This window comes from Pseudomonas sp. Tof1 (assembly GCF_055390395.1).
In genome coordinates, this window is record NZ_AP024344.1 from 326,342 (window position 1) to 345,319 (window position 18,978).

The following is an 18,978-nucleotide window of genomic DNA, read 5'->3' on the forward strand; positions in this document are numbered from 1 at the left end:
TCGGGGCGTTTTTGTTTGTGCCGGTTGCGGGTAATCTGTGGGGCTTGTGAGTTGATGCTTTTCCAGGATTGAGAGCCGGGCGCCATGACCGTCAGAACCCTTATCGCCCGTCGTCGCTGGTTGTCCCTGGGATTGCTGGCGATGTTCCTTGCTGTTGGCCTGCCCTACGGCTGCTCGCGGCTGGCCTACAAGGAGCGCGAGCTGCTGTTCAATATCCAGCCGGGCACCGCGGGTTGGTTCAATGGCCTGCCCGGTGGTGTGCGGGAAATGCAGATCCCGGTCAGCGACGGGTTGGCCGGCAGCGACTACCTGCATGCCTGGTGGTGGCCGTCGAGTCGCGCCGATGCGCCGACCATCCTCTACCTGCACGGTACCCGCTGGAACCTGACGGCGCAGGTCGGGCGGATCACCCAACTGCGCGAGCTGGGCTTCTCGGTGCTGGCCATCGATTATCGCGGTTTTGGCGACAGCCCTGGCGGCTTGCCGTCCGAGCGCAGTGTCTACCAGGACGCCGGCAATGCCTGGAAGCGCCTGGTGCAACTGCAGCCCGATGCCCGCAAACGCTACATCTACGGCCATTCCCTCGGCGGTGCGGTGGCGGTGGAGCTGGCCGAACGCCTGGCCGCTGACAAACAGTCGCCCAAGGCGGCCGGACTGATCATCGAATCGACCTTTACCGACCTCGGCGACGCGGCCCGGGCGGCGATCCCGACTTCGTTGCCGGTGCGCTGGATCCTCTCGGAGAAATTCGCCTCCATCGACAAGATCAGCCAGATCGGCATTCCCGTGCTGATCGTTCACGGTACCGACGACCCCTACGTTCCGTCGCGCTTCAGCAAGACGCTGTATGAAGCAGCCGCACAGCCCAAGCATCTGCTGCTGATCAAGGGCGGCAACCATATCAACAGCATGACCCTCGGCAGCCGCGAATATGCCAAGGCCTTGCGCCAGGCCTTCGCCGGTTTCCCCGCGCCGATTGCCACTGGCTTTGCCGGCCAAAACGCTGTCAAAGCCCAATAAACATTGCACTGCGCCGATAACGCGCTAGCTTTATGCCAGCACGGATTGCTGCCATCGAAAACGGACTTCGCACGTCTGCGTTTCATCATCACTCCTGTGCCGACCCCTGACCTTCCCGGTTGCTTTGCAGGAGCAGTACCCATGACAGGATTGCGTAACGACAAGGCGCGCTGCGCGCTGGGCCTGATGGCCCTGGCGGTGGCGGGTCAGGCTCTGGCGACGGAGCCTTCCCGGCTGTTCAACAACCCGCCGGCGCTGCAGCAGGAAGCGCCCAAGCCCAAGAGCGGCACCTTGCTGCTCAAGAGCAGCCAATCCCTCGAAACGAGCACCGCCCAGGGGCACGCCGGCCACGAGCGGCGCCTGGACCTGACGATCCAGTACACCGACAACCACATCTTCAACCCGGCGACCGGCGAGAATGTCCGGTGTCGCTGCGCAGCTATACCGGTCCGGATGTCGATCCGGCGGCGCCGTTCATCGCGCCGACCATCGACGTCACGCCGGGCGACACGGTGCGCATCAGCCTCGACAACCAGTTGAAGCCGGACCCGAGCTGCACCCAGCCGCCGGAGAACCCCGACAAGCCACACTGCTTCAACGGCACCAACCTGCATTCCCATGGCCTGTGGGTAAGCCCGGCTGGCAACAGCGACAACGTGCTGCTGTCGATCAATCCCGGGGTCAAGTTCCAGTACGAGTACAACATCCCTGCCGACCACCCGGCGGGCACCTTCTGGTACCACCCGCATCGCCACGGTTCCACCGCCCTCCAGGTCGCCAGCGGCATGGCCGGCGCGTTGATCATTCACGGCGACCGTCTGCCGGGCAAGGACGTCAACGGCGATATCGACACCTTGCTCAAGGATGCCCAGGGCCAGGCGTTTCCCGAGCGGCTGCTGGTGTTCCAGCAGATTCCGTATGCGTGCAAGGGGCCCGATGGCAACTTCCGCTACCAGCCGAAGAAGGACAAGGACGGCAATATCGTCAAGGACAAGGATGGCAAGGCCGTGATGGTCATCGACTGGACCTGCAACAAGGGCGAAGTCGGCGTCGTCGAGTCATTCGACCAGATGGAGTTCGGCACCTGGGGGCCATCCGGTCGCTACACCAGCGTCAACGGTCTGGTGCAGCCGATCTTCGACGGTGCCAAGCCGGGGCAGGTCGAGCGTTGGCGGCTGGTCCATGGGGGGATTCGCGACACCATCAAGCTGCAGTTCCGGCGCATGGAAGACAGCGCCAAGGCCACCAGCGACCTGGGGGTCGGTGCCGAGAAGGCCGAACAGTTCATCAGCCAGCAATGCACGGGCAAGCCGGTCGAGTACCACGTCATCGCCTCCGATGGCCTGACCATGAAGCAGGCCCAGGCGCGCAACCTGGTGACCCTGCAGCCGGGCTATCGCAACGATTTGCTGCTGACCTTTCCCGAGTCGGGACGCTACTGCGTGATCGATGAGGCGGCGAGCAAGGCGAGCAACGTCGACCAGGCTGCCAGTGGTCGGCAGGTGCTGGGTTTCGTCGACGTCGGCCCCGGCGAGAAGGTCCCGGACACCACGGCGCACCTGACCAGGGTACTGGTCGCGGCCGCCGAACGGCAGATGCCGGCCGAGGTGCGTGACACGGTGGTCGCCGACCTGAAGAAGGACCTGCGCCTGGACAAGTTCATCCCGCATGCGGACATCGCCGACAGCGAACTCAAGGGCGAAGGCCAGACATTGGTGTTCCTGATCGATACCTCCGATCCTGACAACACCAGGTTTGCCGTGGGTAATACCCTGGCGGATGCCGAGCCGTTCAAGCCGGGTGTGGTCAACCGTCATCTGCAACTGGGCACGGCGGAGCAGTGGAAGCTGCAATCGGCTTTCGCCAGTCATCCGTTCCATATCCACGTGAACCCGTTCCAGATCGACAGGATCATCGGCCCGGATGGCACCGACCTGAGCCTGCCGGGGGCTGTGGATAAAACCGACACGGACAACGAATACGCGGGCTTGAAAGGTGTGTGGAAAGACACGCTGTTCGTGAAAAGCCGCTCTGAACCCAAGACATTTCCGAAGGGAGAAGGGGTCTATACGTTGTACGTGCGCACCCGCTACGAGCGCTACATCGGCGAATTCGTGCTGCATTGCCACATCCTCGACCATGAGGACCAGGGCATGATGCAGAGCGTGAAGATCGAACTGCCGGATGGTAACGGTGGAGTGGTGCAGGGCGCGCACCATTGAGGGGTTCTTCAACTGCTTGCTGAGGTGGGTTATCGAGAGGCGCCTGTATCAGGGCGCCTTTTTATTGTTCCTATCTGTGTAAATTGTAGCCGGAGATTATTATTTTTTACTAGAGTCAGACCTGTCTTGCTTATTCGCCATATGTTCAGCTTACAACGTCTCGCAAAGTCATGAACGATTTGTCGAGTGGGTAAGAAAAATACAATAGTCTCTCTGAAATATGGAGATATAAAAATGCCGGAGCCTGCCGAGCCCTCCCAGCAGTTTTTCCTTTTTGAGAATGAAAGTGACGCCGATTCTAAAGCTGAAGCTGTTAAGCCTTCGGCACCAACGGGCAGGTTCAGTAATTTTGTCGTTTATGTTGATGAAAGTGGTGATCATGGAATGCAGAACCTTGATCAAAACTACCCGATGTTTGTACTGGCTTTCTGCATTTTTCATAAGAGACACTACTGCGAGAAGGTCATACCCGCCTTGCAGAAGTTTAAATTCAACCACATGGGCATGACTTGGTCGGCCTTCATGAGCTGGAGATCAGAAAGGAAAAAGGGGCATTTTCCGGTATGTTCTCATCTCGGCAGCATAAGGACGACTTTCTTAACGAACTGACCGGTATTATTGAAGAAAGTAATTTCATCCTGGTCAGTTGTGTTATTAACAAAGCCAGCCTTCGAGAAAAGCAAGGGCTGTCTCAGAATCCTTACCATATCGCCCTGGGGTTCTGCCTGGAGACACTCTATGAGTTCCTGCAGGAGAAAAATCAGGACGGCGCGCTGACGCACGTCATTTTCGAGCGGCGGGGAAAGAAAGAAGATAATGAGTTGGAGCTGGAGTTTCGACGGATGTGTGATGGCGCTAATCGTCTAGGTATACAGCTTCCGTTCGACATTATTTTTGCAACCAAGCAGGTTAATTCCACAGGGCTTCAGCTGGCTGACCTTGTCGCCAGGCCTGTGGGAATGAGCGTGTTACGGGCCGGTCAGGAAAATCGTGCTTTTGACGTACTGAAACGAAAATTTTACTGCAGCGGTGGGCGTGAAGGCGTCGGAGAGGGGTTCGAGAACTGGGGACTGAAAATTTTCCCGTCTCCAGAAAGCGAAAAGCCCCGGTGAAACTCACCGAGGCCATGACGCCGACCGGGATCCCCCAGTCCATTTGCGGCGAAGTATAGGTAGGGGGCTCGGCATCGTCAATGATGTTGGCGCGAAGCAGCGGGCCGTTCTATATACATTTGTTTCTCAGAGCGTGGCACCTTGCCCGGCAGGTTCCGTCTGCAGATCGATTAACCTGGCGACAGGCTCGACCGTCAGTGCAAGCCGTACGAGTAAACCCCCAGGTCGCGACTGTTGTACCAGTTCCCCTTGGCCCAGAACACCCGGTCCTGTGCTTGCTGGAAGCCGAGGATGCCCAGGTAGCCGTCGATCGCCAGGCGCTGCCAGGAGCGTCCCCAGTCCGTCGAGTAGAACACCCCGTCTGCGGAGATCGTGGCTTTGGACCACCAGTACATCCAGCGTGGCGGATGGTGGTTGCTGGAGGTGTTGATCAGCAGGCTGTTCTGCCCCATCCAGAAATGCCCCTCGCGCAGTTGGGTATGGGACCCCATTGGACCGAACACGCTGGGCAGTTCGCCAACGATACTCCAGCCCAGCTTGGCGATGTCCAGTTCGCCGATCCTGTTCTGACCCCGATCACCCTGATCGATCAGACCCATGACGCGACCATTGCCGTTATCCACCAGGGCATCGATGAACAGCGCGTCTTCACGCTGCACGGACTCCACCTGCCACTGGCTGGCGTCCCGCTTGAGCTGGGCGCGGGTCGTCACGCTGACCGACAGGTTGCGGTCCCCTTCAGCCGGATTGCGTCCCCAGAAACGTTGCGATACCCAGATGATCGCGTGCTGGGCATCCAGTTGCGTGACATGGGTCTGGAGGTCTCCGGTGTCGCTGGAGTCCTTGAACCACTCGGTGACTTCCGGTCGCTTGCCCTCGGCATATGCCTGCGTCACCAGCAGCGACTGGGAGGCAAAGATCTCGGTGTTGGTCGCACCGCCGTCGGCCGAGTAGAACACTCCGGTAGAGATGCCGTCGGGGATGTCGCCATAACCCATCGATTCCTGACTTGGCGAGCTCCAGGCCCAGATCTCGTTCTGGCCGTGGAAGTACGGCTTGAGGTTCCAGGCTATGTGATCGGCTTCGGAGAAAAAGCCCTTGGGCAGCCAGCTCCAGTGCTTGCCCTGGTCGTCAGTGCGAAACACCGCGCTTTGGGTTCCGGCAAACAGCACCTGCGGCTTGCCATCGTCTGGGGGCGTATCGGTTTCGGGGCGATCTAGGCCGCTCAGCAGGAAGACCCGGCTGCCATCCGGACTGGCCACCAGGCAGGCGGGGTCGGTGATATGGGCCACCAGCTCGAACCGGCCCTGGTCGTTCAGGCGCGAGATGAAAGTGGTCTCCTTCTGGCGTGGCGAGAGGAAGCTGGAGAAGGTGCCGGATTCTTCCGCGTCCTTATCCTCGGTCTGCGCCGGTTTGCCGTAAAGCACTGCGTCCAGGTCCACCACGTTGGCGGCAGGTTGCAGATCCTTGGCGTCGGCCTCGACGCGGCCGACCAGCCAGGTACCTTGCGGGGTCGCGACGACACCGGTGCAGAACTGGGTCATCGCCCGTTGGCGAACGTCCTGCACCGCGCCCAGTGTCTGTTGGTCCGGGCTGCCACCGCCCCATTCGAGCTTGGCGCTGAGAATGATCCACATGTACCACAGTGCGGCAGCGACGATCAGTATGACGGGCAGTTTGATGAGCAGCTTCAGGCGAGACATGGAAGGTCCGTATCCAGGGGAAAGGCTGGGTAGCTTTTCTCATTTTCGGGGGCGGGAGTAAATTGCTGGTGCGGGGGGCAAGTCAGATATGTGAAGTGGGTCAGGTGGGAAAGGTATTCACGGCAGCGGTGAAGAGTGCCGTGTTTGATGGGCTGTTTTTGAGCGTCACTGTTGCGTCTCGCTCCCGCAGGCGTGTTCGTCCTGCGGGAGATTCCTGGTTTTCCAGGTTCAAGCGCACGAAAATCTAGGTGAGAAGATCGACGTTGACTGGCTGGCTGACCTTGCCACATTAAAACGATAGGTAGCCGCTCTGGGGGTGACTGGCGTCACTTGGGAATTGGTCTAGGCCAGAAGGACAAAGGGCGCCTTTCGGCGCCCTAATCACAAACAGGATGGCTTGTCATCGCTTTCTTCCTGTTTGGCTCTGCGATTGCTGGGTTTCCCAGGATCCTCAGAGTCTCACAAGCCCCTTTCGGGTACACGAAAAATGTCTCAAAAATCGAGCGACGGAGGCCAATTGATAATGCCTATGGGGACAGCGGCGAAAAATTGAGGCCGCGAGAACGGCGGTTTTGACGGCGATGAAATGCTCAGCACTCATCGTCAGAACCTCATACTGCCGCTTGCCATCGCGGCCTTTTGTCTTGATGCGGTCCAGCCTGTCCAAGCTCACGGTATAGAGCATGTCGCATTTCGCCCAGCTTTTCTTTGCCTCACCTGTTAGGTAGCACGGCAGTTCAACATGGTAAACGCACAACTTTTCCGGTTCCGTGGTGCTGAGCGGTACCACTGTCACGAGACGGTTGTTATGAGGATGCTTCCTCAGGACTACAACGGGCCTCTGCTTCACCATCTCCGGGGTGACGAAACCACTGAAATCGCAGATGAGAACACTTCCTTCCTTGGGCTGATATTTCAATGGCATCCGGTATGCTCTCGGTTCGATGAGGACGGTGGTGTGCCATCTTACGTTGATCCATCTGGGGTCTCTGCTGATGACTTTTGGACAGTTCTACGAAGTAATAGGACTCAGCCTCGTAGGAAACTGAGCTGATGTTTCCACCGAGGGGAATCAGTCTTCCTGGTTGTGCCTTCATTTCGTCGTCTAGGAAATGAGAGGGAGTATCAATTCCGCTCCTTGATTTTTAACAGTACCTATAGCAGTACCGACTGGGTACCACTCGAAGTCATCGACGGGGGGACATAGGTTCCTGGCTATGTCTTCGGCTCTGGCGGGTGAGGTCGGGATCAACCCATTCGCGAGCGTGCTCTGGCGACAGCACCAGCGGGCGCCGGTCGTGCATGTCCAACATGCCCTGGTCGCTGGCGGCAGTGATGATCACAAAGCCGTCACCCTCGTGGAGCTCCAGTCCCGGATGCATCTGGGCCAATGCCGCGAAGAACATCGGAGCCTGGCTCTTGAACCGAATGAAGTACGGTTATTTTTTCTGAGTCAGATGTATTCAAATAGAAAGAGCTTGGGATGGGATTTGGAAAAGATGCAGTCTACGTGATGCACTTGCTCTTTAATCTTAAGGGGGACAATGTTGAGGCATAAGATAAGATGGCTCATGGTAAATTTACAGGTGAACATGCGTATAGATGTGAAAACATTTATGCCTGTTGGTTTATGTATTACATGACCTGTCGACCTCTATACGGTCATTGGGACGCGCATATAGCGAAGCCCATACAGGCAGTTGATCTCTGCCAAACTTCTGGGTCGATAGATAAACCGATACTGCTGTTTCTTCGATGCTGGGAGTCCCGTGAGAAGGAAGGTTGTCGCCCGCGATGATGGCCTTGGGCTCAGCCACCGTAGGCTGTGCTTTGGATTTAAAAGTGTGGACACTTTCGCCTTTTTGACAGCGCCAAAACAGAGCCCCAGAAACGGCAAAGCCCCGCATTGCGGGGCTTTGAACATGGTGCCGGCACCAGGAATCGAACCCGGGACCTACTGATTACAAGTCAGTTGCTCTACCATCTGAGCTATACCGGCATGTCAGGGCGACGATTATAGCGATTGGCGGGGTTCTGTAAACCCCTGATATTTGACTATTTTTGCGGGCCGGATGGCGGTCGGGCGCCGGGTATCAGCCGTCCTGGCGCGTTTCCCGGAGCACCGCCAGCAACCTTCCGGCTACCTCGTTGGCCTGTTCGATCGAGGCTACGTTGGTAAAACCCATCAGCAAACCGCCCTCCTGTCCGGCTGTCAGTTGCCAGCGCGACAGGGGTTCGATCGCCAATCCATTCGCCTTCGCACGCTGGGCGACGGGGGTGTCCTGAACATCGATCAGCAGGCGTACCAGCAGGTTGATCCCGCCGGCCTGCGGGTCGACCTTGAGAAGGCCACCGCACACTTCTTCCAACGCCTTGACCAGCAGCGTCCGGCGCGCGCTGTACAACTGGCGCATCTTCTTCAGGTGACGGGTGAAGTGGCCCTGGCCGAGAAAGTCGCTGACCGTTGCCTGCAGCAGCTCCGGGCAGCGGTTGCGCAGCAGCCGGGCACGCTGCTCGAAGCGTTCGATCTGCGCCCGTGGCACCACCAGGTAGGCCAGGCGCAGGCCGGGGAACAGCATCTTGCTGAAGGTGCCGGCGTACAGCACGCGGTCGTGCCGGTCCTGGCTCTTCAGGGCGGGCAGGGGGCGACCGCGGTAGCGGAATTCGCTGTCGTAATCGTCCTCCAGTACCCAGCTCGACTGTTGCCCTGCCCAGTCGAGCAGCGCCTGACGGCGCGCCGGGCTCAGGGCCATGCCCAATGGGCTCTGGTGCGCCGGGGTGACGACCGCCAGCCGTGCCGTCGGCGCCTGCTGGATGCCCTGCTGCACTTGCAGGCCATCGCCATCGACTGCTACCGGAACCAGCCTTACGCCGCGATTGAGCAGGAGCTGCCGGGCATGCAGGTAGCCGGGGTCTTCGAACCAGCAGTCCTGGCCGCTCATTTCCAGGCTCTCGCAGATCAGTTCGAGCACGGCGTTGTAGCCAGGGCAGATGAACACCTGGTCCGGCGTGCAGTGCACGCCCCGGTACAACCCCAGGTATTGGGCGATGGCCGCACGCAGGGGCGCGTAGCCGCGTGGGTCGCTGAAGCCGAGGCTGGCGATGTCGGTCTGGCGGGCGCGTTGGGTGATCAGCCGGGCCCAGAGCTTGCGCGGGAAGGCGTCCAGCGCCGGCATGCCCAGTTGCAGGGGCCGCGGGTGGTCCTGTTCGGCCTTGGTGGTGCCGGAGGGCGGCTGGGCCGGAGCCGCCGGCAGGTCCTGGGCGATGATGGTGCCGGCCTGGCCGCGTGCCGTCAGGTAGCCTTCGCTGACCAGCAGCGCATAGGCCGCCTCAACGGTACCCCGGGCCAGGTTGAGTTCGGCGGCCAGGGCGCGCACCGACGGCACCCGGTCGCCGGGGCGCAACTGGCCGTCGCCGATGGCGCCGCGAATGCGTCGATAGACCATCAGGTATTTCGGCAGGCCCGGTTCGGCGGCGGGGCTGGCTGGGGGCATGGGGTTTTCCGTGGTCAGGCACAACGGTTCAGTCTAAACCCATTGCGGCGGTGGAACATGTCCCAAGTGGCTTGTTCGATCTTGGCCCTGTCGGCACCGGGCGGTGCTCAGCAGACTGGGGGCCAGATCTTCGATGAGCCCACAAGGAAACCGACCATGACGCAACGTCTCGATTATTTCGCCGCCGCACCCCAGGGCTACAAGGCGCTGGGTGGTGTGAAGAGTTATGTACAGGGTTGCGGGCTGGCCGCGCAACTGATCGATCTGGTGTACCTGCGGGTCTCGCAGATCAACGGCTGTGCCTACTGCATCAACCAGCATTCGCGCGATCTGCTCAAGCTGGGCGTCAGTGCCGACAAGGTGCAACTGGTGCCGGTGTGGCGCGAGGCCGAGTCGCTGTTCGATGCGCGTGAGCGTGCTGCCCTGGCCTGGGCCGAGACGGTGACCCTGGTGCACCAGACCGCGATACCCGATGCGGAGTATCAGGCCGTTGCGGCAGTGTTCGGTGAAAAGGAGCTGGCTGACCTGACACTGGCGATCGGCCTGATGAATGCGCTCAACCGCGTGGGTGTGGGTTTCCGGCTGGTGCCGCCCGGTGTCCGTGAGCATGAGGAGGCGGCCCGTGAACGGTGATCTGGAGTATCAACTGATCGAAAGCGAAGCCCGCTGTCGCGAATGTTTTGCGGTGATGCGTGAGTTGCGCCCCCAACTGGATGACGAACAGTCCTTCGTCGAGCAGGTGTTTCGCCAGGGTGAACAGGGTTATCGCCTGCTGGCGCTACGCGAGCAGGGGCAGGTGATCGGCCTGGCCGGCTTTCGGGTGACGGAGAATTTTCTCTACGGGCGCTTCGTTTATGTCGACGACCTGGTGGTGACCGCCTCACAGCAGCGGCGTGAGCTGGGGGCTGCCTTGCTGGAAGCGGTGCGGCGGCATACCCGCTCCCTGGGTTGCCGGTATCTGGTGCTCGATACCGGTCTGCATATGCCATTGGCGCAACGTTTCTATTTCCGCCAGGGGATGCTGGCCAAGGGCATGCACTTCTTTCAGGACCTGGAGCAGACGGTATGAGCCGTGCGTTGTTGTTGAACTTCAGCCCCCATGGCACGGCCGCTCGCGGCTACCAGTTGGCCGCCGACGTGTTGCGGGACTGGCCCGGTGTCACTGAGGTGATCGAACGGCAGTTGGGGCGCGAGCCTTTGCCTGCGGTGACCCGCGACTATGCGACGGCCGTGACTGCGCTGGACGGGCAGGCCCCGGCCGTCGAGGTGTCCGAGCGGCAGATCGTCGAGTTGGAGAGCAGCGATCTGCTGGTGCTGTGTACGCCGCTGCACAACTTCACGCAGCCTGCGGCGCTGAAAGTGTGGGTCGATCATGTGGTGCGGATTCAGCGCAGTTTTGGCCGCAATGAAGCGGGGTTGAAGGTGGGCCTGCTCAGGGATCGGCCGACCTTCGTGCTGGTCAGCTCGGGTGGTTTCATTCAGGGGGAAAGGGCCAATCAGCCGGATTTTCTGACACCTTGTCTGACGGCACAGTTGGATTGCGTGGGCATTCGGCAGGTGAACTTCATCTATCTGCAGGGTTCGGTGCGGGGAGATGAGGCGGTGCGACGGGAGATGGTTGAGGCCAGGAAATGGTTTCTGGAGGGGCTGACGGCGGTGGTTGGTTGAGTTGAATGGCCGCCTTCGTTGGATCGCCAGCGAGCCGGCTACCCCAGGGATCGTGCGCTCTGCGGAAGGGGAGTTATTGCCTTTGGCTTGGGAGCTTATGCACAAGTGGTGGGTCAGCGGCGCAACGAACGCAAGGATTTGTGAACGCGTTCTCAGCATGTTGCAACTGACTGTTTTCTCGTCGATTTATTCTGTGAACAAAAAATGACCAGCCGCCTGTCGGCGTTGCAGGTGTTGTCTTCAGGGGTTATCGGGCAAAAGCATCAACAGAGTTATCCACAGGCTGTAACTGGCAATGTGACAGTTCGTCGCGTTCGGCCAGGAGCATCAGGTTGCGTGGAGTCAACGGGCTTTCGCAGAACTGGCCGAGGCGCACGCGGTAGCCCTGTGCTTCCAGGTACAACGCGCGGTCGAGCACCAGCCAGAGTTCCAGCGGGCGGCGGAACAGGCCGCGCAGCAGTTCCAGGTTGCGTACCTCGGCCAGCCGTTGCCAACCTGCTGCCTCCAGTTGCTCCCAATCCTGCTCGCCGACTGTGGATAACTCCTTGAGCGCGGCCAGGTCGCGGCAGTAGTCGGCGAAGGGCTTGTCCAGCCAGGCGCTGGGCAGCGACGGGGTGGGCAGGTAGTCATCGCTCTGGCGCAATCGGCGTTGCAGCAGGTCGAAGGCCAGGCGACGAGCCATGGAGCAGTCGCGCTGGCGGCGTACCCGGGCGCCTGCGGTCACGGTCTCGCTCAGGGGCAGGGCGAGGTCATCCAGGGACAGTTGCAGGCTGGACGCCTGGGCGGCGGTGGACAGGGGCTGGTAGTTCGCGGTGCCGATGCGGTTGTAGCAGCACGGAGCGATTGCCAGTTGTCCACAGCCGGCGTGGCTGGCCAGTTGCATCAGGCGCACATGCAGGCCGCCGCAGGCGTGCAGGGCGACCGGTGTGTGTTCGGCGTTCAGGCGCAAGCCGGCTTCGGCGGCCATGACGTCCTGCTGGACATGGCTGGCGGGCAGGTGGTGATGCTGGCTCAGTTGGGCGCCGCTGGCGACAAGGGCCGGGTCGTACTCCAGGCAGGTCAGTTGCTGGCCGGGCTGCAGCAATCGACGGCCGAGGTGGCCCTTGCCTGAGCACCAGTCGAGCCAATGGCCAGGTGTGCGGGCGAAATCGAGGCAGGCGGCGAAGGCTTCGATCTGCTGCCACTTACGGCCGGGGACGTCGACGTTCAGGCGTGGGCGGGCGGCTGGCAGCGGTTTGTCGGGGAGGTTGCCGACCGTGCCCAGCGCTGCGGCTTCGGCGGCCAGCTCCGGGAAGGGGGCCGGAGCGCCGAGTCGTTCCGGGTGGTTGTGGCTGCTTTCGGCGTCTTCGAGGCTGCGCTGGCGTAGCCAACTGGCAAGTTCCGGGTGTGCGGCCTCCCAGGGCAGTTGCAGGTGAGTGAAGGGCCGTGGGCGCCAGAGCTGCTGGTGGGCCGACAGGAAGGTGTCCAGGGCCTGGAAGCGGGTTTGCAGGGCGGGGCCTTGGAGGATGGGGGGCATGCTGGAGAGTCCGGGGTGTCGGGGTTGGCCTTTTCGCGGATGAATCCGGCCCCCCACAGTGTCGCACTGATCACAAGAGAGCCGGCTCCCGGAATCGCCAGAAATTTTCTTTGATGCAGGGGATTTCAAGTCCCCTGCTCTCCAATCGCATCAGCGCCCCTGGCAGGCGTCGACCCGCATCCAGCGCTCCAGCAGCTTGAACGCCTGCACCAGCAGGAACGAGATCACCAGGTAGAACACCCCGGCGGTGAAGAACATGTCCACCGTCAGGTAGTTGCGCGCGATGATGGTCCGGGTCATGCCGGTCAGTTCCAGCAGGGTCACGGTGCTCGCCAGCGAGCTGGCCTTGAGCATCAGGATCACTTCGTTGCTGTAGGCCGGCAGGCCGATGCGCGCCGCCCGTGGCAGGATGATGTAGAACAGCGCCTTGGGCCGCGACATGCCCAGCGCCCGCGCCGCTTCGATCTCGCCCGGCGGGATGGCCTGGATCGCGCCACGCAGGATCTCGGCGATGTAGGCGGTGGTGTGCAGGGTCATGGTTGCCGCCGCGCACCAGAACGGGTCGCGCAGGTAGGGCCACATGAAACTGTCGCGTACCACGTCGAACTGCGCCAGGCCGTAGTACACCAGGAACAGTTGCACCAGCAGCGGTGTGCCGCGGAAGAAGAAGATGTAGCCGTAGGGCAGCGAGCGCACGTACCAGAGCTTCGAGGCCCGGGCGATGCCCAGCGGCACGGCGAGGACCAGCCCCAGCACCACGGCGATGCCCAGCAGTTCCAGGGTCAGTGCCGCGCCCTGGAAGAACTTCGGCAGCCATTTGAGGATGACTTCCCATTCCATTATGTGGTCCTCACAAAACCGCGAGCGGCACGTTTTTCCAGCCAGTGCATGCCGATCATCGAGAGGATGGTCAGGCCCAGGTACATGAAGGCCGCCACCAGATAGAAGGTGAAGGGCAGCTTGGTGAACTGCACGGCGTTCTGCGCCTGGCGCATGATTTCTTCCAGGCTGATGACCGACACCAGTGCGGTGTCCTTCATCAGGATCATGAACAGGTTGCCCAGCCCCGGCAGGGCGATGCGCCACATCTGCGGCAGGATCAGCCGGGTGAAGATCCGTGGCCGTGACATGCCCAGCGCGACGCCGGCCTCACGATGGCCCTTGGGAATCGCCAGGATCGCCCCGCGGAACACCTCCGTGGCATAGGCGCCAAAGCACAGCCCCAGGGCAATCACCCCGGCGGCGAATGGGCTCAGGGCCAGGTCGGGGTTGCCGAAGCAGTCGCCCAGGGCGCTCATCAGGTTGACGGTGCCGTAGTAGATCAGCAGCACCCAGAGCAGTTCCGGCACGCCACGGACCAGGGTCGAATAGGTGCCCCCCAGCCAACGCAGCGGCTTGTACGGGGAAGTCTTGGCCAATGCGCCGAGCAGCCCGAGCACCAGCCCCAGGCACAGGGCACAGAGCGCGAGCTTGACGGTCATCAGCGCGCCGGCGGCAAGCGCCGGGCCGAATCCGTAGAGATCAATATTCATGGGCAAGGCAGGCTTTGCTTGGGGACGATCGGCACCCGTCGGGCTCTATGGCCCTTCGGGGTGCCGGCCATCGGGGCGGGTCAGAGGATGCTGAACGGGAAGTACTTGTCGTTGATCTTCTTGTAGGTACCGTCGGCGATGATTTCCTTCAGTGCGGCGTTCAGGCGCTCACGCAGGGCGTCGTCCTTCTTGCGCACGGCGATGCCGATCTTGTCGCTTTCTTCCACCGGGTCGCCTTTGAATTCGTAGGCCTTGCCGGCGTCGCTCTTCAGCCACTCGTAGTTGACGTACTTGTCCGCCAGGATGGCGTCCAGGCGACCGGCCTGCAGGTCGAGGTAGGCGTTTTCCTGGGTATCGTAGAGCTTGATGGTGACATCGCTGCCCAGGTGGTCTTCCAGCCAGCTGCCGGCCAGGGTCGAACGCTGCGCGCCGATGATCTTGCCCTTGAGCGAGGCCTTGTCGGTCTTGAAGTCGGTGTCTTTCTTGGCTGCGATGAACTGCAGCTTGTTGGAGTAGTACGGGTCGGTGAAGTTGACCGCCTGCTTGCGCTCGTCGGTGATCGACATGGAGGAGATCAGGAAGTCGAACTTTTTGGTCTGCAGGGCCGGGATGATGCCGTCCCAGTCGGAGGTGACGACGGTGCACTCGACTTTCATCCTGGCGCACAGGGCGTCACCGATATCCTTGTCGAAGCCTACGACCTGGCCACTGGCGTCCTTGTTGTTGAACGGTGGATAGGCGGCCTCGATGCCCATTTTCAGGGTCTCGGCCAGGGCGCTGGCGCTGAAGGCCATGGAGACGGCAGCGGCCAGGAGGATTTTTTTGCAGGTCTGCATGCGTGTTGCTCCGTTAGCGGTTGCTGGACATGAATTGTTTGCAGCGCGCCGACTGCGGGTTCTCGAAGACCTGCTGCGGCGTGCCCTGTTCTTCCACCAGGCCCTGGTGGAGGAACACCACTTCACTGGATACCTGGCGGGCGAAGCCCATCTCATGGGTGACCAGCAGCATGGTACGGCCTTCTTCGGCCAGGGCGCGAATCACGTTGAGCACTTCCTGGACCATCTCGGGGTCGAGGGCCGAGGTCGGCTCGTCGAACAGGATGACCTTGGGTTGCATGGCCAGTGTACGGGCGATGGCCGCTCGCTGTTGCTGGCCGCCGGAAAGCTGGGCGGGGTAGGCGTGGCGCTTGTCGGCGATGCCGACCTTGGCCAGCAGCGCTTCGGCGATCTCGATGGCCTCGGCCTTGCTCTGGCCGAGCACCCGGCGCGGGGCCTCGATGATGTTGTCGAGGATGGTCATGTGCGGCCAGAGGTTGAAGTTCTGGAACACGAAACCGATTTCGCTGCGCAGGCGATTGATCTGCCTGCCGTCGGCGGCCACCAGCTCACCGTTCTTCGCGGCCTTGAGCTTGAGTTCTTCGCCGTTGACCAGGATCTGGCCCTGGTGCGGGTTTTCCAGCAGGTTGATGCAGCGCAGGAACGTGGACTTGCCGGACCCTGAGGAGCCGAGGATCGAGATCACATCACCGTCACGGGCGGTCAGCGAGATACCCTTGAGTACCTCCAGCTCACCATAGCGTTTGTGCAAGTTGCGGATTTCAAGCGCGGGCGTGGCCTCAGCCATGTGCGTTCCTCATTGTTCATTGCGCTCCTGCTGTTGGCTGCCTTCCTGGCGAGCGCCAAGCTAGCATAGGGTTCGAACGGGGTAGGTCGGTGCCGTGGCAGGTTGTCGCATCGGCACAGCAGACTGTCGCCCCATCAACAACCGAACACCCGTTTGATCCGTCTTTACCTTGACCGTCGCGTCAAAAAGGGCGCGATGTTGCCAGCTTTGGCCGAGGGTTGGAAGGGTAAACCGGCTCAACGGACATTGCTTCGCCCTCAAATGGGGCGCGTGGACAAATTTTGCCTGTTTCCGGTGCGACCGGCGGGTCTGAATCTGGGTGGCTCGGTAACGTTCTGGCTAATAGCCATTAATCTCAAGGACTTGCGATTGTCCTTCGGTCGGCTGCCCGGGCCCCGGGAGCCGGGGGCTTGTAATATTTTGGCGCAAAATTTGCGTAAAAAATAAAACACGCCCCGTTGAGTTCCTTTTACAAGGTGGTCGGTAACGCGGGGTGGAATGAATAGCTCTTCATTGCACAGGTAATCTCCCAATGAGCGGTACGCATAATTCCAACAATCTGGAGCAAGGGCTCAAGCCCCGGCATGTGACGATGTTGTCGATCGCCGGGGTGATCGGCGCCGGGCTGTTCGTCGGTTCCGGGCATGCGATTGCCGAAGCGGGGCCGGCCGTGCTGATGGCCTATGCCGCAGCGGGTGCGCTGGTGGTACTGGTGATGCGGATGCTGGCCGAGATGGCCGTGGCCTCTCCCGATACCGGTTCCTTCTCGACCTACGCCGACCGCGCCATCGGGCACTGGGCCGGCTTCACCATCGGCTGGCTGTACTGGTGGTTCTGGGTGCTGGTGATCCCGCTGGAGGCCAACGCCGCCGCGACGATCCTGCATGCCTGGTTCCCCAATGTGGCGATCTGGGCCTTTACCCTGGTCATTACCCTGCTGCTGACCGTGACCAACCTGTTCAGTGTGAAGAACTACGGCGAGTTCGAGTTCTGGTTCGCCCTGATCAAGGTGGTGGCGATCATCGGCTTTGTCGCCCTGGGTATCCTGGCGATCCTCGGCCTGCTGCCGACCAGCCAGGTCAGCGGCGTCTCGCACCTGGTCGACACCGTGGGCTTCATGCCCAACGGCCTGGGGGCGGTGCTGGCAGCCATGCTGACCACCATGTTCTCGTTCATGGGCACCGAGATCGTGACCATTGCCGCTGCCGAATCGAAGGATCCGGGCAAGCAGATCTCCAAGGCCACCAATTCGGTGATCTGGCGGATCGGCCTGTTCTACCTGGTGTCGATCTTCATCGTGGTGTCGCTGGTGCCGTGGAATGACCCGAGCCTGGCGGCTGTCGGTTCCTACCAGACCGTGCTGGATCGCATGGGTATCCCGAACGCCAAGCTGATCGTCGACCTGGTGGTGCTGGTTGCCGTGACCAGTTGCCTGAACTCGGCCCTGTACACCGCTTCGCGGATGCTGTTCTCCCTGGGCAAGCGCGGTGATGCACCGGCGATGTCCAAGCGCACCAATGCCAGCGGCACGCCCTACTGGGCGGTGATGCTGTCGACCGGGGCGGCGTTCCTCGCGGTGTTCGCCAACTACGTTGCGCCGGCGGCGGTGTTCGAGTTCCTGCTGGCCAGTTCGGGCGCGATCGCGCTGCTGGTGTACCTGGTGATCGCCGTGTCGCAACTGCGCATGCGTCGTCAGCGGGTCGCCAAGGGCGAGACGATCGACTTCAAGATGTGGCTGTTCCCGGGCCTGACCTGGGCAGTGATCGCGTTCATCGTTGCGGTGTTGACGGTGATGCTGTTCCAGGACGCCCATCGCGTGGAAGTGCTGGCTACCGGTCTGCTGAGCATCCTGGTGGTGGCGGCGGGGCTGTTGGTGTCGCGTCGGCGTCGGCTGGATAAGGCCGGGCGTGTGGTGCTGAACTAAGCGCACTGGCTTGCCTGGGCCCCTTGCCAGGGGCTCTGTCGCCAGCAGGCCAACCTGCTGGCGATGTCCCAGGAGCCCTGAAGGGCGCCTCTCCTGCTCCGTGGTCTAGTGCAGGGCCTGCGAGGCTGCCACATAGTCGGCCTGGAAGGCCGGGCTCTCGATCCAGGCCAATGCGGCCTCTTCGGTGCATTCTGTGGACCACTGACGGTACTCGAGCAGCGCCGACAGGATGAAGTCCGTCGCACCCTCGTCACCCTCCTGTTCAACCACCAATTCCAGCAGCGGGTCTTCCAGGAAGACGCGGCACATGGCCTGCTGGCTGGTGGCTTCGGCGTCGCGCATTCTCTTGAACAGGTCGGTCAGGTCGACCGATTCGAGATCGATCCGATCGTCGTCCACCGGCAGCGACTCGGCCGGCTCGCTGGCGCGACGGACACGGTTCTGCTTGGCCTTGGCTTTCGCCCGTTGTGCGCGTTTGTGTTGCTTGTTCTGGGATGCCATGGGCTGCGGTGCTTTGAAAAAGGGAACAAGCGCGAATTATCCCAGTGAACCGGGGGAATGCCAAAGTGCATTTTGTCGAGGGGGCAAGGTTGCTGGCGTTTCTGGCGCAGCAGCTTTTGAGTCGCCACCGCTCGTTCACGATCCAGCTCCGTGCGCAGCTCTTCCTCCGTTGGCAGTATCAGCTCGTACTTGCTGGCGAATAGTTGCTCATGTCCGTTGAGGGCCGAATAACGGACCAGCGACTCGTCTTTCTTCGAACACAGGATGATACGGACCGTCGGTCCGTCGTTCGGACGGTAGCGGGTCCAGCTCAATTCGTGGCGCAATGCGTCACACGTTGGGAAAGCTTTGTAGAAGAGTCGCGATGAAGGGCGTGGTGATGCTGTTGGCAGCGCACAGCGTTGCGGAGCAGCCGGAAGCTGTCCTCAGGCGTTTTCCTGGCGTTGGTCGCGAAACCTCGGCAGGTTTCGTCGACGCTGATGTCAGAAGCCGACGCTAGCAAATCCCAGGCAATAAAAAACCCGCACTGGGCGGGTTTTTGTTTCAGCTGGCTTTGACACCACCTGAAGTAATTAGTGGTGCCCAGAGACGGAATCGAACCGCCGACACGGGGATTTTCAATCCCCTGCTCTACCGACTGAGCTATCTGGGCAACGGGGCGCA

At 61.2% G+C, this 18,978-nt stretch carries 16 protein-coding genes, 2 tRNA genes and 3 pseudogenes; 8 read left to right on the forward strand and 13 right to left on the reverse strand.

What is annotated here, in order from left to right; translation table 11 throughout:
* The first annotated feature begins 84 nt into the window (after nt 1-84).
* The 4 genes and pseudogenes from ACZ5KU_RS01455 to ACZ5KU_RS01470 all read left to right on the forward strand — a co-directional run bounded on the left by ACZ5KU_RS01455 (nt 85) and on the right by ACZ5KU_RS01470 (nt 4,354).
* Nucleotides 85-1,020, forward strand: a complete 936-nt coding sequence (locus tag ACZ5KU_RS01455; protein WP_054060171.1) for an alpha/beta hydrolase — start codon at nt 85-87, stop codon at nt 1,018-1,020.
* Nucleotides 1,021-1,161: 141 nt separating this feature from the next.
* Complete coding sequence (locus tag ACZ5KU_RS01460; RefSeq protein ID WP_464736755.1) at nt 1,162-1,560, forward strand: hypothetical protein; 399 nt, start codon at nt 1,162-1,164, stop codon at nt 1,558-1,560.
* Nucleotides 1,446-3,242, forward strand: coding sequence for a multicopper oxidase family protein (locus ACZ5KU_RS01465; RefSeq protein ID WP_464736756.1), 1,797 nt, complete (start codon nt 1,446-1,448; stop codon nt 3,240-3,242). Before ACZ5KU_RS01460 ends, ACZ5KU_RS01465 begins: the two co-directional genes overlap by 115 nt.
* Nucleotides 3,243-3,476: 234 nt before the next feature.
* Nucleotides 3,477-4,354, forward strand: a pseudogene (locus ACZ5KU_RS01470) (DUF3800 domain-containing protein).
* A gap of 194 nt (nt 4,355-4,548) precedes the next feature.
* Here the strand turns inward: ACZ5KU_RS01470 and ACZ5KU_RS01475 are convergent.
* The 5 genes and pseudogenes from ACZ5KU_RS01475 to pdxR form a co-directional block, all read right to left on the reverse strand.
* Complete coding sequence (locus ACZ5KU_RS01475) at nt 4,549-6,057, reverse strand: beta propeller repeat protein (RefSeq protein ID WP_054060174.1); 1,509 nt, start codon at nt 6,055-6,057, stop codon at nt 4,549-4,551.
* A gap of 451 nt (nt 6,058-6,508) precedes the next feature.
* Nucleotides 6,509-6,982 (reverse strand): type II toxin-antitoxin system PemK/MazF family toxin, encoded by a 474-nt coding sequence (locus ACZ5KU_RS01480; RefSeq protein ID WP_464736757.1) that lies wholly within the window; start codon nt 6,980-6,982, stop codon nt 6,509-6,511.
* 180 nt (nt 6,983-7,162) lie between these two features.
* Nucleotides 7,163-7,496: pseudogene (locus ACZ5KU_RS01485) on the reverse strand (SOS response-associated peptidase family protein); the annotation flags it as partial.
* Nucleotides 7,497-7,980: 484 nt separating this feature from the next.
* A tRNA-Thr gene (locus tag ACZ5KU_RS01490) sits at nt 7,981-8,056 on the reverse strand.
* 94 nt (nt 8,057-8,150) lie between these two features.
* Complete coding sequence (pdxR, locus tag ACZ5KU_RS01495; RefSeq protein WP_464736758.1) at nt 8,151-9,551, reverse strand: MocR-like pyridoxine biosynthesis transcription factor PdxR; 1,401 nt, start codon at nt 9,549-9,551, stop codon at nt 8,151-8,153.
* 156 nt (nt 9,552-9,707) lie between these two features.
* On the opposite strand from pdxR, the gene ACZ5KU_RS01500 reads away from it, so the two are divergent.
* The 3 genes from ACZ5KU_RS01500 to ACZ5KU_RS01510 are packed head-to-tail and all read left to right on the forward strand — an operon-like array spanning nt 9,708 to nt 11,219.
* Entirely contained in the window at nt 9,708-10,184 is a 477-nt protein-coding gene (locus ACZ5KU_RS01500) for a carboxymuconolactone decarboxylase family protein (protein ID WP_054058025.1), read from the forward strand.
* On the forward strand, nt 10,174-10,620 hold the full coding sequence (locus tag ACZ5KU_RS01505) for a GNAT family N-acetyltransferase (protein ID WP_054058024.1): 447 nt from the start codon (nt 10,174-10,176) through the stop codon (nt 10,618-10,620). The genes ACZ5KU_RS01500 and ACZ5KU_RS01505 overlap by 11 nt, the downstream gene beginning before the upstream one ends.
* On the forward strand, nt 10,617-11,219 hold the full coding sequence (locus tag ACZ5KU_RS01510) for an FMN-dependent NADH-azoreductase (protein ID WP_273822667.1): 603 nt from the start codon (nt 10,617-10,619) through the stop codon (nt 11,217-11,219). Before ACZ5KU_RS01505 ends, ACZ5KU_RS01510 begins: the two co-directional genes overlap by 4 nt.
* Before the next feature lie 247 nt (nt 11,220-11,466).
* On the opposite strand, the gene ACZ5KU_RS01515 is transcribed toward ACZ5KU_RS01510, so the two are convergent.
* From ACZ5KU_RS01515 to ACZ5KU_RS01535, 5 genes are all read right to left on the reverse strand, one after another.
* Nucleotides 11,467-12,735: a methyltransferase gene (locus tag ACZ5KU_RS01515; RefSeq protein WP_464736759.1), complete on the reverse strand. Its 1,269-nt coding sequence runs from the start codon at nt 12,733-12,735 to the stop codon at nt 11,467-11,469.
* Between the two features lie 150 nt (nt 12,736-12,885).
* Entirely contained in the window at nt 12,886-13,575 is a 690-nt protein-coding gene (locus ACZ5KU_RS01520) for an ABC transporter permease (protein ID WP_054058021.1), read from the reverse strand.
* On the reverse strand, nt 13,575-14,267 hold the full coding sequence (locus ACZ5KU_RS01525) for an ABC transporter permease (protein ID WP_054062054.1): 693 nt from the start codon (nt 14,265-14,267) through the stop codon (nt 13,575-13,577). The genes ACZ5KU_RS01520 and ACZ5KU_RS01525 overlap by 1 nt, the downstream gene beginning before the upstream one ends.
* An 80-nt stretch (nt 14,268-14,347) precedes the next feature.
* Nucleotides 14,348-15,103 (reverse strand): ABC transporter substrate-binding protein, encoded by a 756-nt coding sequence (locus ACZ5KU_RS01530; protein ID WP_054058019.1) that lies wholly within the window; start codon nt 15,101-15,103, stop codon nt 14,348-14,350.
* Between the two features lie 13 nt (nt 15,104-15,116).
* The gene (locus ACZ5KU_RS01535) at nt 15,117-15,890 is read right to left on the reverse strand and encodes an ABC transporter ATP-binding protein (RefSeq protein WP_017901599.1); all 774 of its coding nucleotides are present in this window, start codon (nt 15,888-15,890) and stop codon (nt 15,117-15,119) included.
* A 532-nt stretch (nt 15,891-16,422) separates the two neighbouring features.
* Between ACZ5KU_RS01535 and gabP the strand changes: the two genes are divergently transcribed.
* Nucleotides 16,423-17,814 (forward strand): GABA permease, encoded by a 1,392-nt coding sequence (gene gabP / locus ACZ5KU_RS01540; protein WP_054058018.1) that lies wholly within the window; start codon nt 16,423-16,425, stop codon nt 17,812-17,814.
* Between the two features lie 105 nt (nt 17,815-17,919).
* On the opposite strand, the gene ACZ5KU_RS01545 is transcribed toward gabP, so the two are convergent.
* From ACZ5KU_RS01545 to ACZ5KU_RS01555, 3 genes and pseudogenes are all read right to left on the reverse strand, one after another.
* Nucleotides 17,920-18,315 (reverse strand): hypothetical protein, encoded by a 396-nt coding sequence (locus ACZ5KU_RS01545; RefSeq protein ID WP_054058017.1) that lies wholly within the window; start codon nt 18,313-18,315, stop codon nt 17,920-17,922.
* Between the two features lie 101 nt (nt 18,316-18,416).
* Nucleotides 18,417-18,608 (reverse strand): annotated as a pseudogene (locus tag ACZ5KU_RS01550) (PDDEXK nuclease domain-containing protein); the annotation flags it as partial.
* A 283-nt stretch (nt 18,609-18,891) separates the two neighbouring features.
* Nucleotides 18,892-18,967: transfer RNA gene (locus tag ACZ5KU_RS01555), tRNA-Phe, on the reverse strand.
* Nucleotides 18,968-18,978 lie beyond the last annotated feature (11 nt).